This window comes from Solwaraspora sp. WMMA2059 (genome assembly GCF_027497315.1).
GTDB lineage: Bacteria > Actinomycetota > Actinomycetes > Mycobacteriales > Micromonosporaceae > Micromonospora_E.
The window spans coordinates 2669883-2686819 of sequence record NZ_CP114908.1; the positions used below are offsets into that span (position 1 = coordinate 2669883).

The window sequence follows — 16937 nt, forward strand, 5'->3', positions numbered from 1 at the left end:
GCCAGCGCGGCTACCGGGTGCCGGTCGAGACGGTGACGGTCAGTGGGCGGTGGTCGGAGACGGCGACGTCCGGGGCGGCGACGGCGGTCACGGCGGTCAGCGCGGGCGGCGCGTCACGCGGGTCGAGCAGGATGTGGTCGAGTTGGATGCGGGGTCGGGCGGCCGGGTAGGTGGGCAGCCGGCCCAGCGGCCGCCAGCCGGTGGCCGCTGCAGCCACCCCGGCCGGCATGTTGAGGTCGCCGAGGAGCAGCCGCGGTGGCGGCATGGCCCGCAGGGCGCGGGTGACGATCCGTAGCTGGCGCAGGTTCCAGCCGGGGACGAACGACAGGTGGGTGGCGGCGACGGTGACCGGGCCGTGTGGGGTGTCGAGGACGGCGGCGAGCAGCACCCGTGGTTCGTCGCGTAGGAGCAGCAGCCGGGGGCCGGGTCCGCCGACGGCGACCGGTGCGGGTACGGGGGCGGGGGCGAGCCGGACGGTCCGCCAGTGCCGGGCCGGGTACCGGCTGATCAGACTCACCCCGTAGCGGGGTTCGTCGTGTCCGTCGTGGTCGTGACGGGGCACCCGGTAGGTGGTGCCGGGGGTGCCGACGAGGGCGGCGGCGAACCGGTGGGTGCCGGCGGTGAGCGCGGCGGCGGCCAGCGCGGTCAGGTCGAGGTGCCCGCTGCGGGGTTGGGCGTGGTCGACTTCCTGCAGGGCGCAGATGTCGGCGTCGAGGTCGGCGATGGTGGCGGTGATCCGGTCGGGGTCGATGCGCCCGTCGTGGGGTGAGCGCCCGTGCAGCAGGTTGTAGGTGGCCATGCGCACACGGGCACCTTACGGGGTGCGGGTGGTGTGGCAGGGTGGCGGGATGGTGGTGAAGGCGTTGTGCTGTAGCGCGCTGGTGTTCCTGGTGGTGGGCTGGTGCGGGGTGTGGCTGCGGCGGCGTCGGGGACGGTGAGGCGTGCCGGTGGTGTGTCGGTTGCCTGGTGGGTGGCGCAGGTCGAGGTCCGTGGGAGGTGCGGTGTCGTCGGTGGAGTGTCCGGACGTGGCGGCGACGGTGGCGACGGTGCGGCGGTGCCGGCCGGAGCTGGTGGACGCGGTGGCAGCGGCGGTGCCGGGGGCGCGGGCGGCGGTGCTGGCGCGGTTGTGGGGTGCGTTGGGGCGTGAACCGGTGCCGGAGGTGACGGACCGTCGGGTGGTTGACGGCCGCCTGGTGCTGGGGTTGGTTGACGGGCGGCGGGTGGTGGGGCCGGTGGCGGCGGCGGAGTTGTTCGCGGCGGCGGGCCCGGGGCTGCGGGTGTCGGTGGAGGACCCGGCGGGTGGCCGGGCGGTGGCGGATCCGGCGGAGTTGTTGTCGGTGCTGGGGTTGCCCGGTTGTGGGGCGGTCGCCGGTGAGCTGGCGAACAGTGTGGCGAATCTGGCGTTGGCGCGGGGTGCGCGGGCGGTGGCGGGTGGCGGTGGGGGTCTGGTCCGGTCGGCGCTCGGGTGGGAGCAGGTGGTGGTGGACGGGCATCCGGTGCATCCGGGGTGCCGGACCCGGGTGGGGATGTCGACGGAGGAGGTGCTGGCGTACGCGCCGGAGCATCGGCCGGTGGTGGAGTTGGAGTTGGTGGCGGTGCCGGGTGACCGGTGGGTGAGTTCGGGTGCGGGGTTGCCGCCGTTGCTGCCGGTGCATCCGTGGCAGCGGGATCATGTGCTGGGCGGGTTCGGGTGGTTGCGGCGTACCGGCCGGGTGGTGCGGGTGCGGCCGTTGTTGTCGTTGCGGACGGTGGCGTCGGGCGGGGGTTGGCAGTGGAAGACGGCGGTGGATGTGCAGATGACCAGTGCGGTGCGGACGGTGTCGGAGGCGGCGGTGCGCAATGGTCCGGTGGTGACGGCGTTGGTGGCGCGGTTGGCGCGGCGGGTGCCGGGGTTGTGGGTGTTGCCGGAGGTGGCTGCCGGGGCGGTGGTGGTCGACGGGGGGTTGTGCCGGTCGTTGGCTGTGGTGCGTCGGCGGGTGCCGCGGGTGGGACCGGGGGTGCAGGTGATGCCGGTGGCGGCGTTGGCGGCGCCGGTGGGGGTGCCGGGTGGTCCGTCGGTGGTGGCGGGGCTGGTGCGGGCGGGGTACGGCGGTGATCCGGTGGCGTTCGTGTCGCGGTTGGCGCGGGTGGTGCTGGGGCCGGTGGTGGAGTTGCTGGGTCGGGGGGTGGGGCTGGAGGCGCACGGGCAGAACGTCCTGCTGGTGTGGCGCGGTGGGCGGCTGGTGCGGGTGTGGTACCGGGACGTGGGTGGGGTGCGGTTGGATGTGCGGCGGCTGGCTGGGGCGGGTGTGGCGGTGCCGGTGGTGCACGGCGATGTGGTGGCCGAGGATCCGGCGGAGGTGGCGGTGACGGCGGTGGCGGCGGTGGGGACGGCGTTGGGTGAGCCGGTGGCGGTGCTGGCCCGGGAGTTCGGGGTGGAGCCGCAGGTGTTGTGGCGGGCGGTGGCGGTGGTGGCGCGGGATGTGGTGGCGGGGTTGCCGGCGGCGGTGCGGGGGTTGGTGGCGGCGGCGGTGCTGGGTGGTCGGTGGCCGGTGAAGGCGACGTTGTCGATGCGGTTGGCGTCGGATCCGTTGATGCCGCGGTGGGCGTGGGTGACGAGTCCGTTGGCGGGTGCGTGGTGAGCGGGGCCGGGTCGGCGGTGGGGGTGCTGTCCGGGGGCCGGTCGTGTGGTTGCGGGTTGGGTGTGGTCGGGGTGGATGCGGCGGTGGCGTCGGCGGTGGCCGGGTTGGGGCGGGTGGCGCCGAACCTGGTGGTGGGGTTCCGGGAGGCGGTGCCGTGGGCGGCGGGGGTGGTCGGTGGGCGGTTGGTGGATGCGTTGTGCCGGGAGGATGTGGGTGGGGTGCGCCGGGTGTGGCGGGGCGCGGGTCGGTGGCACGGGTTCGACCGCTTCGTGGCCGATGCGGGGTCGGTGCCGGATCCGGTGGCGGTGTTGCCGGTGTCGGTGTTGGCGAGGCGGCGGGGGTGGGCGTTGGCGGTGGAGTTGACCGACGCGGTGGTGAATCTGGCGGTGGCGGCGGCGCGGCCTGGTCCGGCGTGGGGTCCGGATGATCCGGACGGGTGGGGGGTGTGGGCTGAGCGGCTGGCGGTGGCGGGGCACAACCTGCATCCGTGTGGGCGGACCCGGTTGGGGTGGTCGGTGGCGGATGTGGTGGCGCATGATGTGGAGTCGCCGGCGACGGGGGTCGGGTTCGTGGCGGTGCGCCGGGATCTGCATGTGGGTGAGGATGTGACGGCGGAGTTGGCGCGCTGGTATCCGCAGGTGCCGGTGGCGCCGCCGGGCTGGGTGGTGCAGCCGGTGCATGTGTGGCAGCGGTCGGTGGTGTCGTCGCGGTACGCGGATCTGCTGGATCGGGGGGTGGTGCGGTTGTTGCCGGGGGTGGTGCCGGCGGTGCCGACGGCGGCGGTGCGTACGGTGCTGCTGCCGGCGGGGCGCGACGGTGCGCGGCGGTATCTGAAGGTGTCGGTGGACATTCAGGTGACGTCGACGCGGCGGACGATCTCGGTGGCGAGTGTGCGTAACGGTCCGGCGTTGTCGACGGTGTTGGCGTCGTTGGTGGCGGCCGATGAGGTGGCGGCGCGGCGGCTGGTGCTGTTGCCGGAGGTGGCGGGTGCGGCGGTGCGGGTGGGGTCGGGGCGGGACATGTCGGTGATCGTGCGGGACGGGTTGGCGGGGCGGTTGGTGCCGGGTGAGGTGGCGGTGCCGGGGGTGGCGTTGGTGACGGCGGCGCAGTTGGGGCGGCGGGTGGCGGATTTCGGTGGGGTGCGGGGGTTGGTGGGGGCGGCGGCCGGGTTGGGGTTCCTGGGGGCGTACGCGCGGGTGGTGTTGCCGCCGTTGCTGCGGTTGGCGAGCCGGTTCGGGGTGGCGTTGGAGGCGCATCTGCAGAACTGTCTGCCGACGTTCCGTGGCGGGGTGCCGTTCCGGTTGGTGGTGCGGGACTTCGCGGGTCTGCGGTTGTTGTTGCCGCGGTTGGCGCAGGCGGGGGTCGAGGTGGGGTTGGCGGCGGGTTCGGTGGTGGGTACCGACGACGCGGCGGTGATGCGGGCGAAGTTGGGGTACACGGCGTTGCAGGCGCATCTGGGTGAGGTGGTGCTGGGGTTGGTGTCCGGGTGGGGGGTCGACGAGGCGGCGGCGTGGCGGGTGGTGCGGGAGGTGGTGGATGAGGCGTATGACGGGTTGCGGTCGGCTGGTGGGGTCGCCGCGGGGTGGGCGGCCGATGATCATCGGGCGTGGACGGCGCCGATGGTGGCGCACAAGGCGTTGGTGCGGATGCGGTTGACCGGTGCCGGGGACGTGTACGTGCCGGTGCGTAACCCGTTGGGTGACGCCGGGTTCGACGACGGTCCGCCGGTGGGGGCGCGGTGACGGGTGTGGTGGTGCCGCCGCGGGTGGCGGCGGTGGTGGCGGAGTTGGCGGCCGGTGACGAGCCGGTGTGTGCCTATGTGTACGACCGGGCGGTGCTGCGGGCGATGGCGGCGCGGCTGCGGGCGGCGTTGCCGGCGGGGTCGGTGCTGTTGTACGCGATGAAGGCGAACGGGCATCCGGCGGTGGTGGCGGAGTTGGCGGCGGCGGTGGACGGGGTGGAGGTGGCGTCGGGTGGCGAGTTGGCGGCGGCGGTGGCGGCGGGTGCCGGTCAGCTGGTGTTCGGTGGGCCGGCGAAGACGGACGGGCAGTTGGCGGCGGCGGTGGCGGCGGGTGCGGTGGTGAACGTGGAGAGTGTGTTGGAGTTGCGGCGGCTGGATCTGGTGGCGCGGGCGGCGGGGGTGTCGGCGGTGGCGGCGCTGCGGGTGAACCGGCCGGGTGGCGGGTTGGTGGGCAGTCACCGGATGGCGGGCGCGGCGACGCAGTTCGGGGTGGATGAGGCGGAGTTGGGTGCGGTGGTGGAGGTGGCGGCGGGGTTGCCGGGGGTGCGGCTGGTGGGGTTCAGTTTGCACGCGGTGTCGAACAACGTGGACGCGGTGGCGCATGCGGGGTTCGTGGTGGATGCGGTGGGCTGGGCGGTGGCGGCGGCGCGGCGGTTGGGGGTGGGGTTGGAGTACGTGAACGTGGGCGGCGGGTTCGGGGTGGACTACCGGGGTGGGCGGCGGTTCGACGTGGCGGCGCTGCGGGCCGGGTTGGCGGGGTTGGCGGTGCCGTCGGGGGTGCGGCTGGTGTTCGAGCCGGGTCGGCTGCTGGTGGCGGACGCCGGCTGGTATGTGACGCAGGTGGTGGATCTGAAACGGACGCAGGGCCGGTGGTTCGCGGTGGTGCGGGGCGGTACGCACCATTTCCGGTTGCCGGCGGCGTGGGGGTACGACCATCCGTTCGGGGTGGTGCCGGTGGACCGGTGGCCGTACCCGTTCGCCCGGCCGCAGGTGGCGCAGGTGGCGGTGGATGTGGCCGGTGAGTTGTGTACGCCGCGCGATGTGCTGTGCCGGGGGCAGGTGGTGGGGCGGCTGCGGGTGGGCGACGTGGTGGTGTTCGGCCGGGCCGGCGCGTACGGGTGGGACATTTCGCATCATGATTTCCTGCGGCATCCGTACCCGCGGATGGTGGTGGTGTGACGGTGCCGGCCGCCCACGGTCGAGCCGGCGCCGGGGTCGGGGTCGGGCCGGGGGTCAGCGGCGGGCCCAGTGGGCGGCGCGGATCTCACGCAGCGCCCGGCGGCGGGTGTCGCCGCGCAGGGTGTCGACGTAGAGGCGGCCGTCGAGGTGGTCGGTTTCGTGTTGCAGGGCGCGGGCGAGGAATCCGCTGCCGGTGACGGTGACGGGTTGGCCGTGCTGGTCGACGCCGTGGACGGTGGCGTGGCGGGCGCGGGTGGTCGGGAAGTACAGGCCGGGGATGGACAGGCAGCCTTCGTCGTCGGTGTCGGTGTCGTCGGGTGACAGGGCGCCGGCGGGTGGTTCGAGCCGGGGGTTGACGACGTGGCCGCGGTGGCCGTCGGCGTCGTAGACGAACACGCGGGCGCTGACGCCGATCTGCGGGGCGGCGACGCCGGCGCGACCGGGGGCGCCGAGCAGGGTGTCCATCAGGTCGGTGACCAGTGCGCGCAGGGTGTCGTCGAAGTCGGTGACCGGCTCGGCGGGGGTGCGCAGCACGGCGTCGCCGATGATCCGGATCGGGCGCATGGTCATGGCGGTCAGGCTACCCGGGGCGTGGCGCGGGTGGCGGGCGGCGGGCCGGGTGTGCGGATGGTGGAGTTCGTCGGAGCCGGCGGCGGGTGGCGGCCGGGGCCTAGGATGTGTGGGAGCGTTTCCACGCCGACCGGTCGGACATGCATCGGCCGAAGGGAGGATTCTTGGTTCCGCAGGCCGTCACCTGCCCGGAACGGTGTCGTTCGGCTTGGTAACGTTCATCACTGGTCATGTGAACCATGACACAGCACCCCCCACAGTTCCCGGAGATCCCGATGTGCCAGCACCAACCGATCTGTCCCTCGGCTGACGCCGTCGACCGGGAAGCGGCCCGCGTCGTCGCCTGCTTCCGCGAACAGGGCTGGAGCCTGCTCTGCAACGGTGTCATCGTTTTCGAGGACACCGGCGAGCTGCTTCCCGACGGCAGCAGCATCGCCCCGCACCGCGGCCCCGCCCGGCACGCCCTCGCCGCCTGACCGGCCGGGGCCACCGCAGGCTCACCGTCGAGCCGACCCGACCCGTACTCAGCCGGCGGCGAACGCCTCCGGCGGAGGACACGCGCACACCAGATTCCGGTCACCGTAGGCGCTGTCGACCCGCCGCACCGGCGGCCAGTACTTCCCGGCCCGCTGCCCCGGCCCCGCCGGGTACGCCGCCACCGACCGCGGGTACGGCAGCACCCACTCGTCGGCGGTGACCAGCGCCGCCGAGTGCGGTGCCTGCCGCAACGGGCTGTCCGCCACCGGCCACCGGCCCGCCGCGACGTCGTCGATCTCCGACCGGATCGCGATCATCGCGTCGCAGAACCGGTCCAGCTCGGCCAGGTCCTCACTCTCGGTCGGCTCCACCATCAGCGTGCCGGACACCGGGAACGACATCGTCGGCGCGTGGAACCCGTAGTCGATCAACCGTTTCGCCACGTCCTCGACGGTCACCCCGGTTGCCCGGGTCAACGCCCGCAGGTCCAGCACACACTCGTGCGCCACCAGGCCCTTGTTGCCGGCGTACAGGACCGGGAAATGCGGCCGCAGCCGCGCCGCCACATAGTTGGCCGCCAGCACCGCCGCCCAGGTGGCCCGCACCAGCCCGTCGGCACCCATCAGCCGCAGATACGCCCACGGGATCGGCAGAATCCCGGCCGAACCGTACCGGGCGCCCGACACCACCGGCCGGTCGGCATCGTCGCCGCCGACCGGATCACCCGGCAGGAACGGCGCCAGATGCGCCCGCACCGCGACCGGCCCCACCCCCGGCCCGCCGCCGCCGTGCGGAATGCAGAACGTCTTGTGCAGGTTCAGGTGCGACACGTCCGCCCCGAACCGGCCCGGCCGGGCGAACCCCAGCAACGCGTTCAGGTTCGCCCCGTCGACGTACACCTGCCCGCCGGCGTCGTGCACCCGGGCACACAACTCGGCGATGCCGTCCTCGTACACGCCGTGCGTCGACGGATACGTCACCATCATCGCCGCCAGGTCGTCCCGGTGTACGGCGATCAGCCGCGCCGCGTCGTCGACATCGACGTTGCCGTCGGCGTCGCAGCCGACCACCACCACCCGCATGCCCGCCATCACCGCGCTCGCCGCGTTCGTGCCGTGCGCCGACGACGGAATCAGGCACACGACCCGGCGCGCCTGCCCCCGCGACCGGTGGAAGCCGCGGATCGCCAACAGCCCGGCCAGCTCCCCCTGCGACCCGGCGTTGGGCTGCACACTGACCGCGTCGTAGCCGGTCACCTCCGCCAGCCAACGCTCCAACTCGCCGATCAACCGCCGGTACCCGGCCGTCTGCCCGGCCGGCGCCAGCGGGTGCACGTCGGCGAACCCCGGCCAACTGACCGGCTCCATCTGCACCGCCGCGTTCAACTTCATCGTGCACGACCCCAACGGGATCATCCCCCGGTCCAGGGCGTAGTCGAGGTCCGCGAGCCGCCGCAGATACCGCAGCATCGCCGTCTCGCTGCGGTACGCGTGGAACACCTCATGGGTGAGGAACTCACCGGTGCGCCGCCACTCGGCCGGAAGCAGCGCCGGCGTCTCCCCCGCGTACCCGGCCACCCCGAACGCCGCCCACACCACCGCCAGATGCTCCTCGGTGGTGGTCTCGTCACACGCCACCGCCACCGTGTCGGCGTCCACCAGCCGCAGGTTCACCCCCCGGTCCGCCGCCCGCGCCACCACCGCAGCGGCCCCACCCGGCACCGCCGCGGTCACCGTGTCGAACAACGGCCCGTCCGCCACCGTGACCCCGCCGTCGGCCAGACCGGCCCGCAACCGGGCCGCCATCGCATGGGTACGCTGCGCGATCGCCGTCAACCCCTGCGGGCCGTGGTACACCGCGTACATGGCGGCCATGACCGCCAGCAGCACCTGCGCCGTGCAGATGTTGCTGGTCGCCCGCTCCCGGCGGATGTGCTGTTCCCGGGTCTGCAACGCCAGCCGGTACGCCCGGTCACCGGCCACGTCCCGGGACACCCCGACCAGCCGTCCCGGCAGCATCCGTTCCAGACCGGAACGCACCGCCAGGTAGCCGGCGTGCGGACCGCCGAAGCCCATCGGCACCCCGAACCGTTGCGTGGTGCCGACCGCCACGTCCGCACCGTACGCCCCCGGCGGGCGCAGCAGCGTCAACGCCAACAGGTCCGCCGCCACCGTCACCAGCGCCCCGGCGGCGTGCGCCGCCGCCACCACCGGGGCGTCGTCACGCAGCCGCCCCGACACGCCCGGGAACTGCAGGTGCAGCCCGAAGAACTCGTCCGGCAGGCCGGCCTGCACGTCACACACCCGGACCTGCACGCCCAGCGGCTCCGCCCGGGTCCGCAGCACCGCCACCGTCTGCGGCAACGTGTCGGCGTCCACCACGTACACGTCGCTACGTGCCTTCGACGCCCGCCGCGCCAACGTCATCGCCTCCGCCGCAGCGGTCGCCTCATCGAGCATCGACGCGTTCGCCGTGGCCAGCCCGGTCAGATCCGACACCATCGTCTGGAACGTCAGCAGCGCCTGCAACCGGCCCTGGCTGATCTCCGGCTGGTACGGGGTGTAGGCGGTGTACCAGGCGGGATTCTCCAGCACGTTGCGGCGAATCACCGCCGGCGTGTGGGTGCCGTGGTAGCCGGCGCCGATCATCGACACCGCCGCCGTGTTCGCGTCGGCCAGCCGCCGCAACGCGGCCGTCACCTCCGGCTCGCTGGCCGGTTCCGGCAGGTCCAGCCGGCCCCGCCAGCGGATCACCTCGGGAATGGCGGCGTCCATCAGGTCAGCGATGCTGGCGTACCCGACGACATCCAGCATCCGCTGCTGGGCGACCGGATCGATGCCGACGTGGCGGTCGACGAACAAGGACGAGGCACTCACCAGGCGGCTCCCGGGACGAGGTCGGCAGGCAACCTCCCCCTCTGTCGGCGCCGCCGCCTCCAGAGTCGCCAACCCGCGTGGTCCTTCTGCCTGAGAGGTTCCGGGGAGGATTTGCCCCTTCGGCGCCGCCCACCGGGTAGCGGACGGTCTCTCCCACACGGGATGTACGGCGGTCTCCACGCTACCGGCAGCACCCGCCCTACGGGGCGGGGCGGTGACGTCGATCACGAAGCCCGCCCCGACCGCTGCCGCTGCACCGCCCCGCGGGTTCAGCCGGCGCGTCGCCGCGCCCGCCGCGCCGCCAACTCGTCGCCCCCGGCCACCGGAGCCACCACCTCCGGCTCGGAAGTTACCGCCGGCTCCGCCGGAAGCTGCGACAACGACCCCTGAATCTCCTTGAACGCCCCGCCGATCGCGATGCCGAACACACCCTGGCCGCCCTGCAACAGGTCGACGACCTCCTCAGGGGAACGGCACTCGTACACCGTCGTCCCGTCCGATATCAGGGTGATCCCCGCCAGGTCCCCGACCCCGCGCGACCGCAACGTCTCGATCGCCTTACGGATGTTCTGCAGCGACACACCGGCGTCCAGCAGCCGCTTGACCACCTTCAACACCACCAGATCGCGGAACGAGTACAGCCGCTGCGAACCCGAACCTGACGCGTCACGCACGCTCGGCACCACCAGCGTCGTCCGCGCCCAATAGTCCAACTGCCGGTAACTGATCCCCACCGCGTGGCAGGCGGTCACTCCGCGATAGCCGACGGCGTCGGCGTCCGAACCGGCCCCGTCCACATCATCAGACGACCCCGGCTCCGGCTCTCGCTGTGCGGGCATACGGAAACCTCCCCGTCAGTGCGGCCCACACCAGGACGGAACATGAGCCGATCGACAGGACCAGCGTAACGCCGGCAGAGGGCCGTACCAGGCAACCCGGGCCGCGACACGCCGCGTGCGGGCGACCACGCCACGGGCATGACACCCGCTGGCGGCGGTCAGCCCGCGAAATCCTCCGGACGCACCTGATCCAGGAACTCCCGGAACTTCTCGACCTCGTCCTCCTGCTCATCCGGAATCAGGATGCCCGCCTCGGACAGCACCTGCTCAGCACAACGAATCGGAGCACCGACCCGCAACGCCAACGCGATCGAATCGCTCGGCCGCGCCGAAACCCGCACACTGTCACCGATGACCAGGTCCGCGTAGAAGACGTTGTCCTTCAACTCGGTGATCTCCACCGCCTGCAGCGGTGCCCGCACTGCGGCCAACACGTCCCGCAACAGATCATGCGTCAACGGCCGCGCCGGCTTCACGCCCTGCTGCTCGTACGCGATCGCCGTGGCCTCCACCGCACCGATCCAGATCGGCAGGTAACGGTCCCCGTCCACCTCACGCAGCAGCACGATCGGCTGGTTGGTGGGCAACTCCACCCGCACCCCGACCACGCTCAGCTCACGCACCGCCGCCTCCGTGTCGTCGTCACCAAACCCGCTCCGGCCCTCCCTGCACGGTACACGGACCACAGCGCCACCGTCCGGTCCCGCCAGTCACCTCACCGGCCGAGCGCCTCCCGCAGACCCGCCCGCACCAGCGCCGCGTGAAGCTGCTGCGACAACCCGATCAGCTCCCGCGCCGTCTCCGCCGCCCGAGCCCGGGCAGCCGGATCACTCTGCCGCGCCAACGGCGCCACCAGCTGGGCGAACAAACCCGACTCGCGGTCCGCAGCCGCCCGCACCGCCCGCAGATGGCGCACCTCGAGGCCATGCCTCAGCAGCCCCGCCACCGCCGTGGCGATCACCAGCGCATCCGCGTCGTACCAGCCAGGCGCCACCGCGACCACCAGCCCCAGCCGCTCCACCTCAGCCAACGTCGCCGACTCGAGACCACTTCGGGACAGCAGGTCCGTACGGCTCAGCCGGGACTGCGCCGGCTGAGCCTGCGCCGGCACCGGCGACCGGCCCGGCACCTCACCGGACGGACCGACCGCCACCAACGTCGGACGCGACCGGCCCGCCGCCGACTCGGCGTCCCGCGCCGCCAACTGCTCACGGATCACCCGCAGCGGAAGATACTGGTCCCGCTGCGCCGTCAGGACGAAACGCAACCGGTCCAGATCGTCCCAGCTGTACTTGCGGTAACCCGACGGCGTCCGCTGCGGCTCCACCAGGCCCTCGGCCTCCAGGAACCGCAACTTCGAAATCGTCGTGTCCGGAAACTCCGGGCGAAGCTGGGCCAGCACCTCGCCGATACTCATCAACGACGAACCGGCCACGTCCTCCCGGGCCGCCGCCTGCTCACTCACCACGACACCCCCGGCTCACCGACCGGCGTCAGCCACACACCGCGCACGAAGCCACCTCCGTCCGCGCCCCGGACCTCAACCGCGGCCGGCCTCCTCGTCCGGCCGCGGACCGGCGATGAAGACCAGCCGGAACTTCCCGATCTGGACCTCGTCACCGTTGCTCAGGGTCGCCGCCTCCACCCGCTCACGATTGACATAGGTGCCGTTCAGGCTACCCACATCGCGCACCGTGAAGGTACCGCCGTCCCGGTGGAACTCCGCATGCCGCCGCGACACCGTCACGTCGTCCAGGAAAATGTCACTGTCCGGATGCCGGCCGCTCGTCGTCACATCGTGGTCCAGCAGGAACCGGGCCCCCGCGTTCGGGCCCCGCCGCACCACCAGCAACGCCATCCCCGGCGGCAACGAACCCGACATCCGGCTCGGCACCACGTCGGCGTCCGGCCCCTCCAGCACTTCGTCGAGCGAACCGAGGTTCAACGTCGACGTGACGTCGAGCGGGGGGAACTCGTCGTCTGGGCGAGTCATGGACCACCTCACGGATCTGTTCGGTCGGCGTCGGGTGTGTCGGGTCGGCCACCAGACCTTGAACGATCGCAAGGCGCAAGCTCCCCCGTGCCAGGACGGCAATCTCCGCAACGCTCAACTGTTGTTGGCTTCTCGGTCGACTGGGCGAGCCTAGCCAGCGCCGAAAACAAGGGTCAACAAGACTCGCGGGCACACGATACCTCGCCGCCCCCGCCGGGTCAGCGCTCGGTGAGCTCCCGGTACGCCGCGGCGTCGAGCAACCCGCTCACCGCCTGCGGATCAGCCGGTGCCAACTGCACCAGCCAACCGGCACCGTACGGGTCGGCATTGACCGTCTCCGGTGCGTCCACCAGCGTCTCGTTACGGGCCACCACCGTGCCGGTCAACGGCGCGTAGATCTCCGACACGCTCTTCGTCGACTCGATCTCACCGCACGGCTCACCCGCCGTCACCTCGGCACCGACCGCAGGCAACTCGACGAACACGATGTCACCCAACGCCTCCTGCGCGAAATGGGTCACACCCACCCGCACAGGACCAGCGGCGTCGCCCGCCACCCACTCATGCTCCGCGGTATACCGCAGATCCTCTGGAATCACGGCCGGTCCTTCGGTCTGTGCACCACTCACCACCACTGACGCTCCACCCGCCGACAACATCCCGTCCGATCAGGAGACCGGGCGGGCGTACCGCAGCTGGCTCGGATCGCTCAAGGCCGACACCTCGACCACGTCGCGCTCCTCGACGATCACCGTACCGCCGTCACCGGACACCGAAGCCACCACCCCACCCGGAATGTTCAACGCCGTCCGCATCGTCGACGGCTCCCCGATCACCAGCACCTCGTACGGGCCGGTCAACCGCACAGCGTCCACCTCCACGCCGCCGTCGACGTCCAGCAGGTAGCTGCTCGCCACGATCCGCACCGACCGACCGTCCCCGCCGCTGATCTGCATCACCTCGGCGCCCGCACCCCGCAGCTCCTGCACCGCGTCCAGCAGATCCGACGCCCGGATCGGCTCCCGACCGGCGACGAACCGCACCCGCAGGCCCGGCCCCTGCGCCGGCAGACTGCCACCCAGCACCCCCAGCTCGTCCGCCCGACGCGACGCCTCCTCCAACGCCGCCGCCCGGCCCTCGGCACCCGAGGTCAACTGCCGCTGACTCGCCTCCAGCTCCGCGATGTCCTGCCGCAGCCGCTCCTCCCGGGCCTCCAGATCCGACAGGATCCGCACCAGATCCTCCTGGCGGGCCGCCGCCAACGTCGGGTCCGTCGACGTGCTGCGGACCTGAACGGCGAGGGTGAACCCGAGCAGCACCAGCAGACCCACGATCATCAGCCCGGCCGTGGACACCCGCCGGGAACCCCGACCCGCGCCGGCACCCGCCGGCCCGTCACCGCCGACCGCGGCGTCGGGACCGTCCACCGGCGGTACCCCGGCGGCGTCCGCCCGTTCCTCGGACCCTGCCGGCACCCGCCCACCCGCACCCGGCGACCGCGCCGGACCCTCAACCGGCCAGCCCGTACCGGTACTCCTACGTTCCACCATCAGCCACGCCTCACGCCCGGAACAGATGACGTCGAATCGCCGCCACGTTGCCGAAGATCCGCACCCCGAGCACCACCACGACGCCGGTGGACAACTGCCCGCCCACCCCCAACTGATCGCCCAGATACACGATCAGACCCGCCACCAGAACGTTCGAGATGAATGAGATCACGAACTGCTTGTCGTCGAAGATCCCGTCCAACTTCGCCCGGACCCCGCCGAACACCGCGTCCAACGCCGCCACCACCGCGATCGGCAGGTACGGCTGCAGCACCGCCGGCACCACCGGGTCGAAATAGATCCCCAGCAGCATTCCGGCGAGCAGCGCCAACACGGCGATCATCGAGGGCCTCCTCCCGAGGCGGTCACGGACGGGTCGGCGCCTCCCGTCCCGGACGGGCTGGACGACGCCGACGCCGACGGTGCACGGGCGTACCGCAGCTGCGGCTCGCTCGCCGCCGGCAACATCAGATCATCAGCCGAACGGACCCCGAACGACAACCCGTGATCGGCCGAGACCGCCCGTAGCACCGCGGCCGCCTGGCTGGTCCGAAACGCCTCGACCATCGACGGCGGGCCGATCGCCGTCACCTCGTACGGGCCGGTCACCGGCCGGAAATCGACCAGGATGGCGCTGCCCGCCGCCCGGATCGTCGAGGTCGCGGTCAGCCGTCTCCCGTTGACCGCGACCGCCTCGGCGCCGACGCTCCACAGGGCGTTGGCCACGTCCTGAAGATCCCGGTCCAACACCCGACCCAACTCACTGACCGACCCCTCACCGGTCACCGGATCCACCACCTCCGGCGCATCCGCCAACTCGACGACCACCCCGTCCCCGGTGACCCGGGCCAGCCCGGCGGCGGCTTCCAGGTCGCGCAGGTCCGCCGCCCGGGCCCCGTCCAGCACCGTGTCGCGCTCCCGGGCCACCTCGTCCCGCAATGTGTCCACGCGGTTCTGCAGCTCGTCGGTCTCCGTCTGGCGCTGGGTAACCTGCTCCACCAGGCCGGCCCGTGCCTGCGACCTGCTTGGCTCCTCCGCCACCGTCTTCTGGTAGGCGAGCACCACCAGGAAGCCGACCGCGGCCATCGACACGGCCATCGCCGCCCGTGCCGTCACCCGACGCCAACCCTGCGGTGGTCCTACCACCGAACGGCGGGCCGCCGCGTCCGTGTAGCCGGGATCCAGCGGTGCCCGGAACAGTTCGGTCAGAAAGTCCGGCGCGTACCCACGGTGCGGGCCGGAACCGCTGCGGTCCGCCTCGCTCATGCCCGCTCCGTTTCTGCTCCGGCGGCCCGGACCAACGCCATGGTCTGCCGTACGTACAACAGGCCGGCGATCCAGTACAGCGCCAGACCCCACCAGGCCAGACCCCACCCGACCGCGGCCACCACCGTCGCCGTCGGGGTGAATCCCAGCACTGCGGACAGCAACAGAATAGGAAACGCCGCCAAAAGTACGAAAGTCGCAGTCTTTCCTACATAGTGCACCTGTGGTGGTCCGTAGCCAAATCGGCGTAACACGACGAGGCAGCCGGCCAGCAGCACCTCACGACTGAGCAACGCCACCGTGAACTGCCACGGCATCACCTCGCGGGCCGTGAACGCCAGCAACGTGGCCAGGATGTACAGCCGGTCGGCGAGTGGGTCCAGTAGTTCGCCGAGCCGGGACACCTGACGGATCCGGCGCGCGACGAACCCGTCCACCCAGTCACTGGTCCCGCCGACGGCCAGCACCAGCAACGCCGCGACGTCCGCACGGTGCACCAGAAACAGGTACAGAAACAGTGGTACACCTAGCAAACGGACAAGACTGATCAGATTAGGAATGGTGAAGACCTGACTCGCCACATCGGTCCGCGTCGACGCGGACTGCGCGGACGGACGCGACACCGACACTTCCTCTCCCCCGCCCCGACCGGCCTGTCCCACCGGACCGGAAACGAGCGGCGGCGAACGAGCCCGACGGTCCCCCAAGGGGCACTGTCACCTGGCGAGCGCCACTATAACGCGCCCCTCACCCACCACCTTCCGACTCACCGTGGCCGTCGCCGCCGACGGCCACCCGCCGGCGCATGAACGACTGCCAGTAACCGACCATCCGCTCCACCCCGTCCACCCCGGCCACCAGTTCAGCCAGCCACCGGGCCTGCTCCGGGCTCCACAGACCGTCGCTGACGATCCAACCCTGTCCACCCAGTTCGTTGAGCACCTCCAGCCGTCGACCGGTCAGCACCCGACACCGGTGCCCCGCGCCGTCAGCGACCACGGTGACCGTCGGCCCGGCAGCCGGCCGCTTACCCCCTTCGGCAGGTGCCACCGTCTGCACGAAGTACAGGTACCCGTACTCCCACCGTTCGTCGAGCGGCGACCCGACGCCCGCCGTCGGTGCCACCGTCTGCCGCTCCTCGGCCACCCGGCGCGGCTACCCGCACGGGTTGCCGGCAAACTCCGCCCCCCCGGTTCCGACATCCCCGCTACCTGCGACCCCTTGCCATCGGACGGCGGTCGATCATGCTTGGATGGTGGGCATGCCGGCCCACCTTGAACCAGACGCCCGGCGTGACCGGTCCGCGGCCGACGCCTCACCCGGCGACATCTCCCGCCGTCGTACCCAGCGGACCCGGTGGTATCCGGTCGACCAGCTCAGCCCGCTCGCCCGAGCGCTGCTCAGCGACGACCTCGGCGGCCGCGACGTGGTGCCACAGCACGTCGCCGACCGGGTCAACGCGGAGGCTGACCAGTGGGCCAGCCACGGATTCACCGAGCAGACCGTACGTCCCTGGCGGGACCTGCCCCCGGCGGCCGCCGGGCACCTCGCCGGTCGGCAGGTCAACCCGAGAGTGCTCGATCTGCCCGTCGCCGTCGTCGCCGGAACCCCGCCCGTGCCGCTCCGGATCGCGATCGTCACCGGTCGGCTGCCCGCCGAACGGGCCTACGAACTGCTGGTACTCACCGGTGAACACCAGCCGGCGGAGTCCGGGGCGGGCAACCCACCGACCCCCGAGCCTTCCCGGGCCCGGCCGGTGACCCCGGTGCTGTTCTCCCACGCCCAGCCCGACGATGCCGCCGGCCGGAGCTGACCCCAGAGGTAC

19 protein-coding genes and 1 riboswitch are annotated in these 16937 nt (G+C 72.3%); of the genes, 6 read left to right on the forward strand and 13 right to left on the reverse strand.

All coding sequences use genetic code 11. The features are described from left to right. Nucleotides 1–10 precede the first annotated feature (10 nt). On the reverse strand, nt 11–805 hold the full coding sequence (locus tag O7553_RS12310) for an endonuclease/exonuclease/phosphatase family protein (RefSeq protein WP_281554926.1): 795 nt from the start codon (nt 803–805) through the stop codon (nt 11–13). Here O7553_RS12310 and O7553_RS12315 point away from each other — a divergent pair. From O7553_RS12315 to O7553_RS12330, 4 genes are all read left to right on the forward strand, one after another. Next, nucleotides 798–938, forward strand: coding sequence for a hypothetical protein (locus O7553_RS12315; RefSeq protein ID WP_281554927.1), 141 nt, complete (start codon nt 798–800; stop codon nt 936–938). The genes O7553_RS12310 and O7553_RS12315 overlap by 8 nt on opposite strands. 63 nt (nt 939–1001) lie before the next feature. Next, on the forward strand, nt 1002–2621 hold the full coding sequence (locus O7553_RS12320) for an IucA/IucC family protein (protein ID WP_281554928.1): 1620 nt from the start codon (nt 1002–1004) through the stop codon (nt 2619–2621). Beyond that, nucleotides 2618–4363, forward strand: coding sequence for an IucA/IucC family protein (locus O7553_RS12325; protein WP_281554929.1), 1746 nt, complete (start codon nt 2618–2620; stop codon nt 4361–4363). The genes O7553_RS12320 and O7553_RS12325 overlap by 4 nt, the downstream gene beginning before the upstream one ends. Next, complete coding sequence (locus tag O7553_RS12330) at nt 4360–5541, forward strand: alanine racemase (RefSeq protein WP_281554930.1); 1182 nt, start codon at nt 4360–4362, stop codon at nt 5539–5541. Before O7553_RS12325 ends, O7553_RS12330 begins: the two co-directional genes overlap by 4 nt. A gap of 54 nt (nt 5542–5595) precedes the next feature. Here O7553_RS12330 and O7553_RS12335 read toward each other — a convergent pair whose 3' ends face one another. Beyond that, nucleotides 5596–6111, reverse strand: a complete 516-nt coding sequence (locus O7553_RS12335; protein WP_281554931.1) for a peptide deformylase — start codon at nt 6109–6111, stop codon at nt 5596–5598. Nucleotides 6112–6386: 275 nt separating this feature from the next. On the opposite strand from O7553_RS12335, the gene O7553_RS12340 reads away from it, so the two are divergent. Beyond that, a complete protein-coding gene (locus tag O7553_RS12340; protein WP_278174506.1) occupies nt 6387–6587 on the forward strand; it encodes a DUF5999 family protein in 201 nt (66 codons plus the stop codon). 48 nt (nt 6588–6635) lie between these two features. Here the strand turns inward: O7553_RS12340 and gcvP are convergent, their stop codons facing one another. From gcvP to O7553_RS12395, 11 genes are all read right to left on the reverse strand, one after another. Continuing rightward, nucleotides 6636–9464, reverse strand: coding sequence for an aminomethyl-transferring glycine dehydrogenase (gcvP, locus tag O7553_RS12345; protein WP_281554932.1), 2829 nt, complete (start codon nt 9462–9464; stop codon nt 6636–6638). A gap of 68 nt (nt 9465–9532) precedes the next feature. After that, a riboswitch (glycine riboswitch) is annotated at nt 9533–9630 on the reverse strand. Nucleotides 9631–9733: 103 nt separating this feature from the next. Then, complete coding sequence (locus O7553_RS12350; RefSeq protein WP_281554933.1) at nt 9734–10303, reverse strand: MerR family transcriptional regulator; 570 nt, start codon at nt 10301–10303, stop codon at nt 9734–9736. A 158-nt stretch (nt 10304–10461) separates the two neighbouring features. Further along, nucleotides 10462–10926 carry a bifunctional nuclease family protein gene (locus tag O7553_RS12355; RefSeq protein ID WP_123604662.1) on the reverse strand — a complete coding sequence of 155 codons (465 nt, stop codon included), beginning with the start codon at nt 10924–10926 and terminating at the stop codon, nt 10462–10464. 92 nt (nt 10927–11018) lie between these two features. Continuing rightward, entirely contained in the window at nt 11019–11720 is a 702-nt protein-coding gene (locus O7553_RS12360) for a MerR family transcriptional regulator (RefSeq protein ID WP_281555587.1), read from the reverse strand. Nucleotides 11721–11843: 123 nt separating this feature from the next. Beyond that, nucleotides 11844–12296 (reverse strand): FHA domain-containing protein, encoded by a 453-nt coding sequence (locus tag O7553_RS12365; protein ID WP_123601610.1) that lies wholly within the window; start codon nt 12294–12296, stop codon nt 11844–11846. A gap of 218 nt (nt 12297–12514) precedes the next feature. Further along, nucleotides 12515–12895: a glycine cleavage system protein GcvH gene (gcvH, locus tag O7553_RS12370; protein WP_281554934.1), complete on the reverse strand. Its 381-nt coding sequence runs from the start codon at nt 12893–12895 to the stop codon at nt 12515–12517. A 69-nt stretch (nt 12896–12964) separates the two neighbouring features. After that, nucleotides 12965–13771, reverse strand: a complete 807-nt coding sequence (locus tag O7553_RS12375) for a DUF881 domain-containing protein (protein ID WP_281554935.1) — start codon at nt 13769–13771, stop codon at nt 12965–12967. Between the two features lie 85 nt (nt 13772–13856). Then, on the reverse strand, nt 13857–14189 hold the full coding sequence (locus O7553_RS12380; protein ID WP_123601612.1) for a small basic family protein: 333 nt from the start codon (nt 14187–14189) through the stop codon (nt 13857–13859). Continuing rightward, nucleotides 14186–15112, reverse strand: coding sequence for a DUF881 domain-containing protein (locus O7553_RS12385; RefSeq protein ID WP_281554936.1), 927 nt, complete (start codon nt 15110–15112; stop codon nt 14186–14188). Before O7553_RS12385 ends, O7553_RS12380 begins: the two co-directional genes overlap by 4 nt. Continuing rightward, nucleotides 15109–15741, reverse strand: a complete 633-nt coding sequence (locus O7553_RS12390) for a CDP-alcohol phosphatidyltransferase family protein (RefSeq protein ID WP_281554937.1) — start codon at nt 15739–15741, stop codon at nt 15109–15111. The genes O7553_RS12385 and O7553_RS12390 overlap by 4 nt, the downstream gene beginning before the upstream one ends. A gap of 118 nt (nt 15742–15859) precedes the next feature. Further along, nucleotides 15860–16258 carry a hypothetical protein gene (locus O7553_RS12395; protein WP_281554938.1) on the reverse strand — a complete coding sequence of 133 codons (399 nt, stop codon included), beginning with the start codon at nt 16256–16258 and terminating at the stop codon, nt 15860–15862. A gap of 106 nt (nt 16259–16364) precedes the next feature. On the opposite strand from O7553_RS12395, the gene O7553_RS12400 reads away from it, so the two are divergent. Next, nucleotides 16365–16925, forward strand: coding sequence for a hypothetical protein (locus O7553_RS12400; RefSeq protein WP_281554939.1), 561 nt, complete (start codon nt 16365–16367; stop codon nt 16923–16925). The last annotated feature ends 12 nt before the right edge of the window (nt 16926–16937 follow it).

Coding starts and splice junctions, on each gene's coding strand:
- O7553_RS12315 (WP_281554927.1), top strand. CDS start 798: ATGCGCACACGGGCACCTTACGGGGTGCGGGTGGTGTGGCAGGGTGGC.
- O7553_RS12335 (WP_281554931.1), bottom strand. CDS start 6,111: ATGACCATGCGCCCGATCCGGATCATCGGCGACGCCGTGCTGCGCACC.
- O7553_RS12340 (WP_278174506.1), top strand. CDS start 6,387: ATGTGCCAGCACCAACCGATCTGTCCCTCGGCTGACGCCGTCGACCGG.
- O7553_RS12350 (WP_281554933.1), bottom strand. CDS start 10,303: ATGCCCGCACAGCGAGAGCCGGAGCCGGGGTCGTCTGATGATGTGGAC.
- O7553_RS12360 (WP_281555587.1), bottom strand. CDS start 11,720: ATGAGTATCGGCGAGGTGCTGGCCCAGCTTCGCCCGGAGTTTCCGGAC.
- O7553_RS12365 (WP_123601610.1), bottom strand. CDS start 12,296: ATGACTCGCCCAGACGACGAGTTCCCCCCGCTCGACGTCACGTCGACG.
- O7553_RS12380 (WP_123601612.1), bottom strand. CDS start 14,189: ATGATCGCCGTGTTGGCGCTGCTCGCCGGAATGCTGCTGGGGATCTAT.
- O7553_RS12385 (WP_281554936.1), bottom strand. CDS start 15,112: ATGAGCGAGGCGGACCGCAGCGGTTCCGGCCCGCACCGTGGGTACGCG.
- O7553_RS12400 (WP_281554939.1), top strand. CDS start 16,365: ATGGTGGGCATGCCGGCCCACCTTGAACCAGACGCCCGGCGTGACCGG.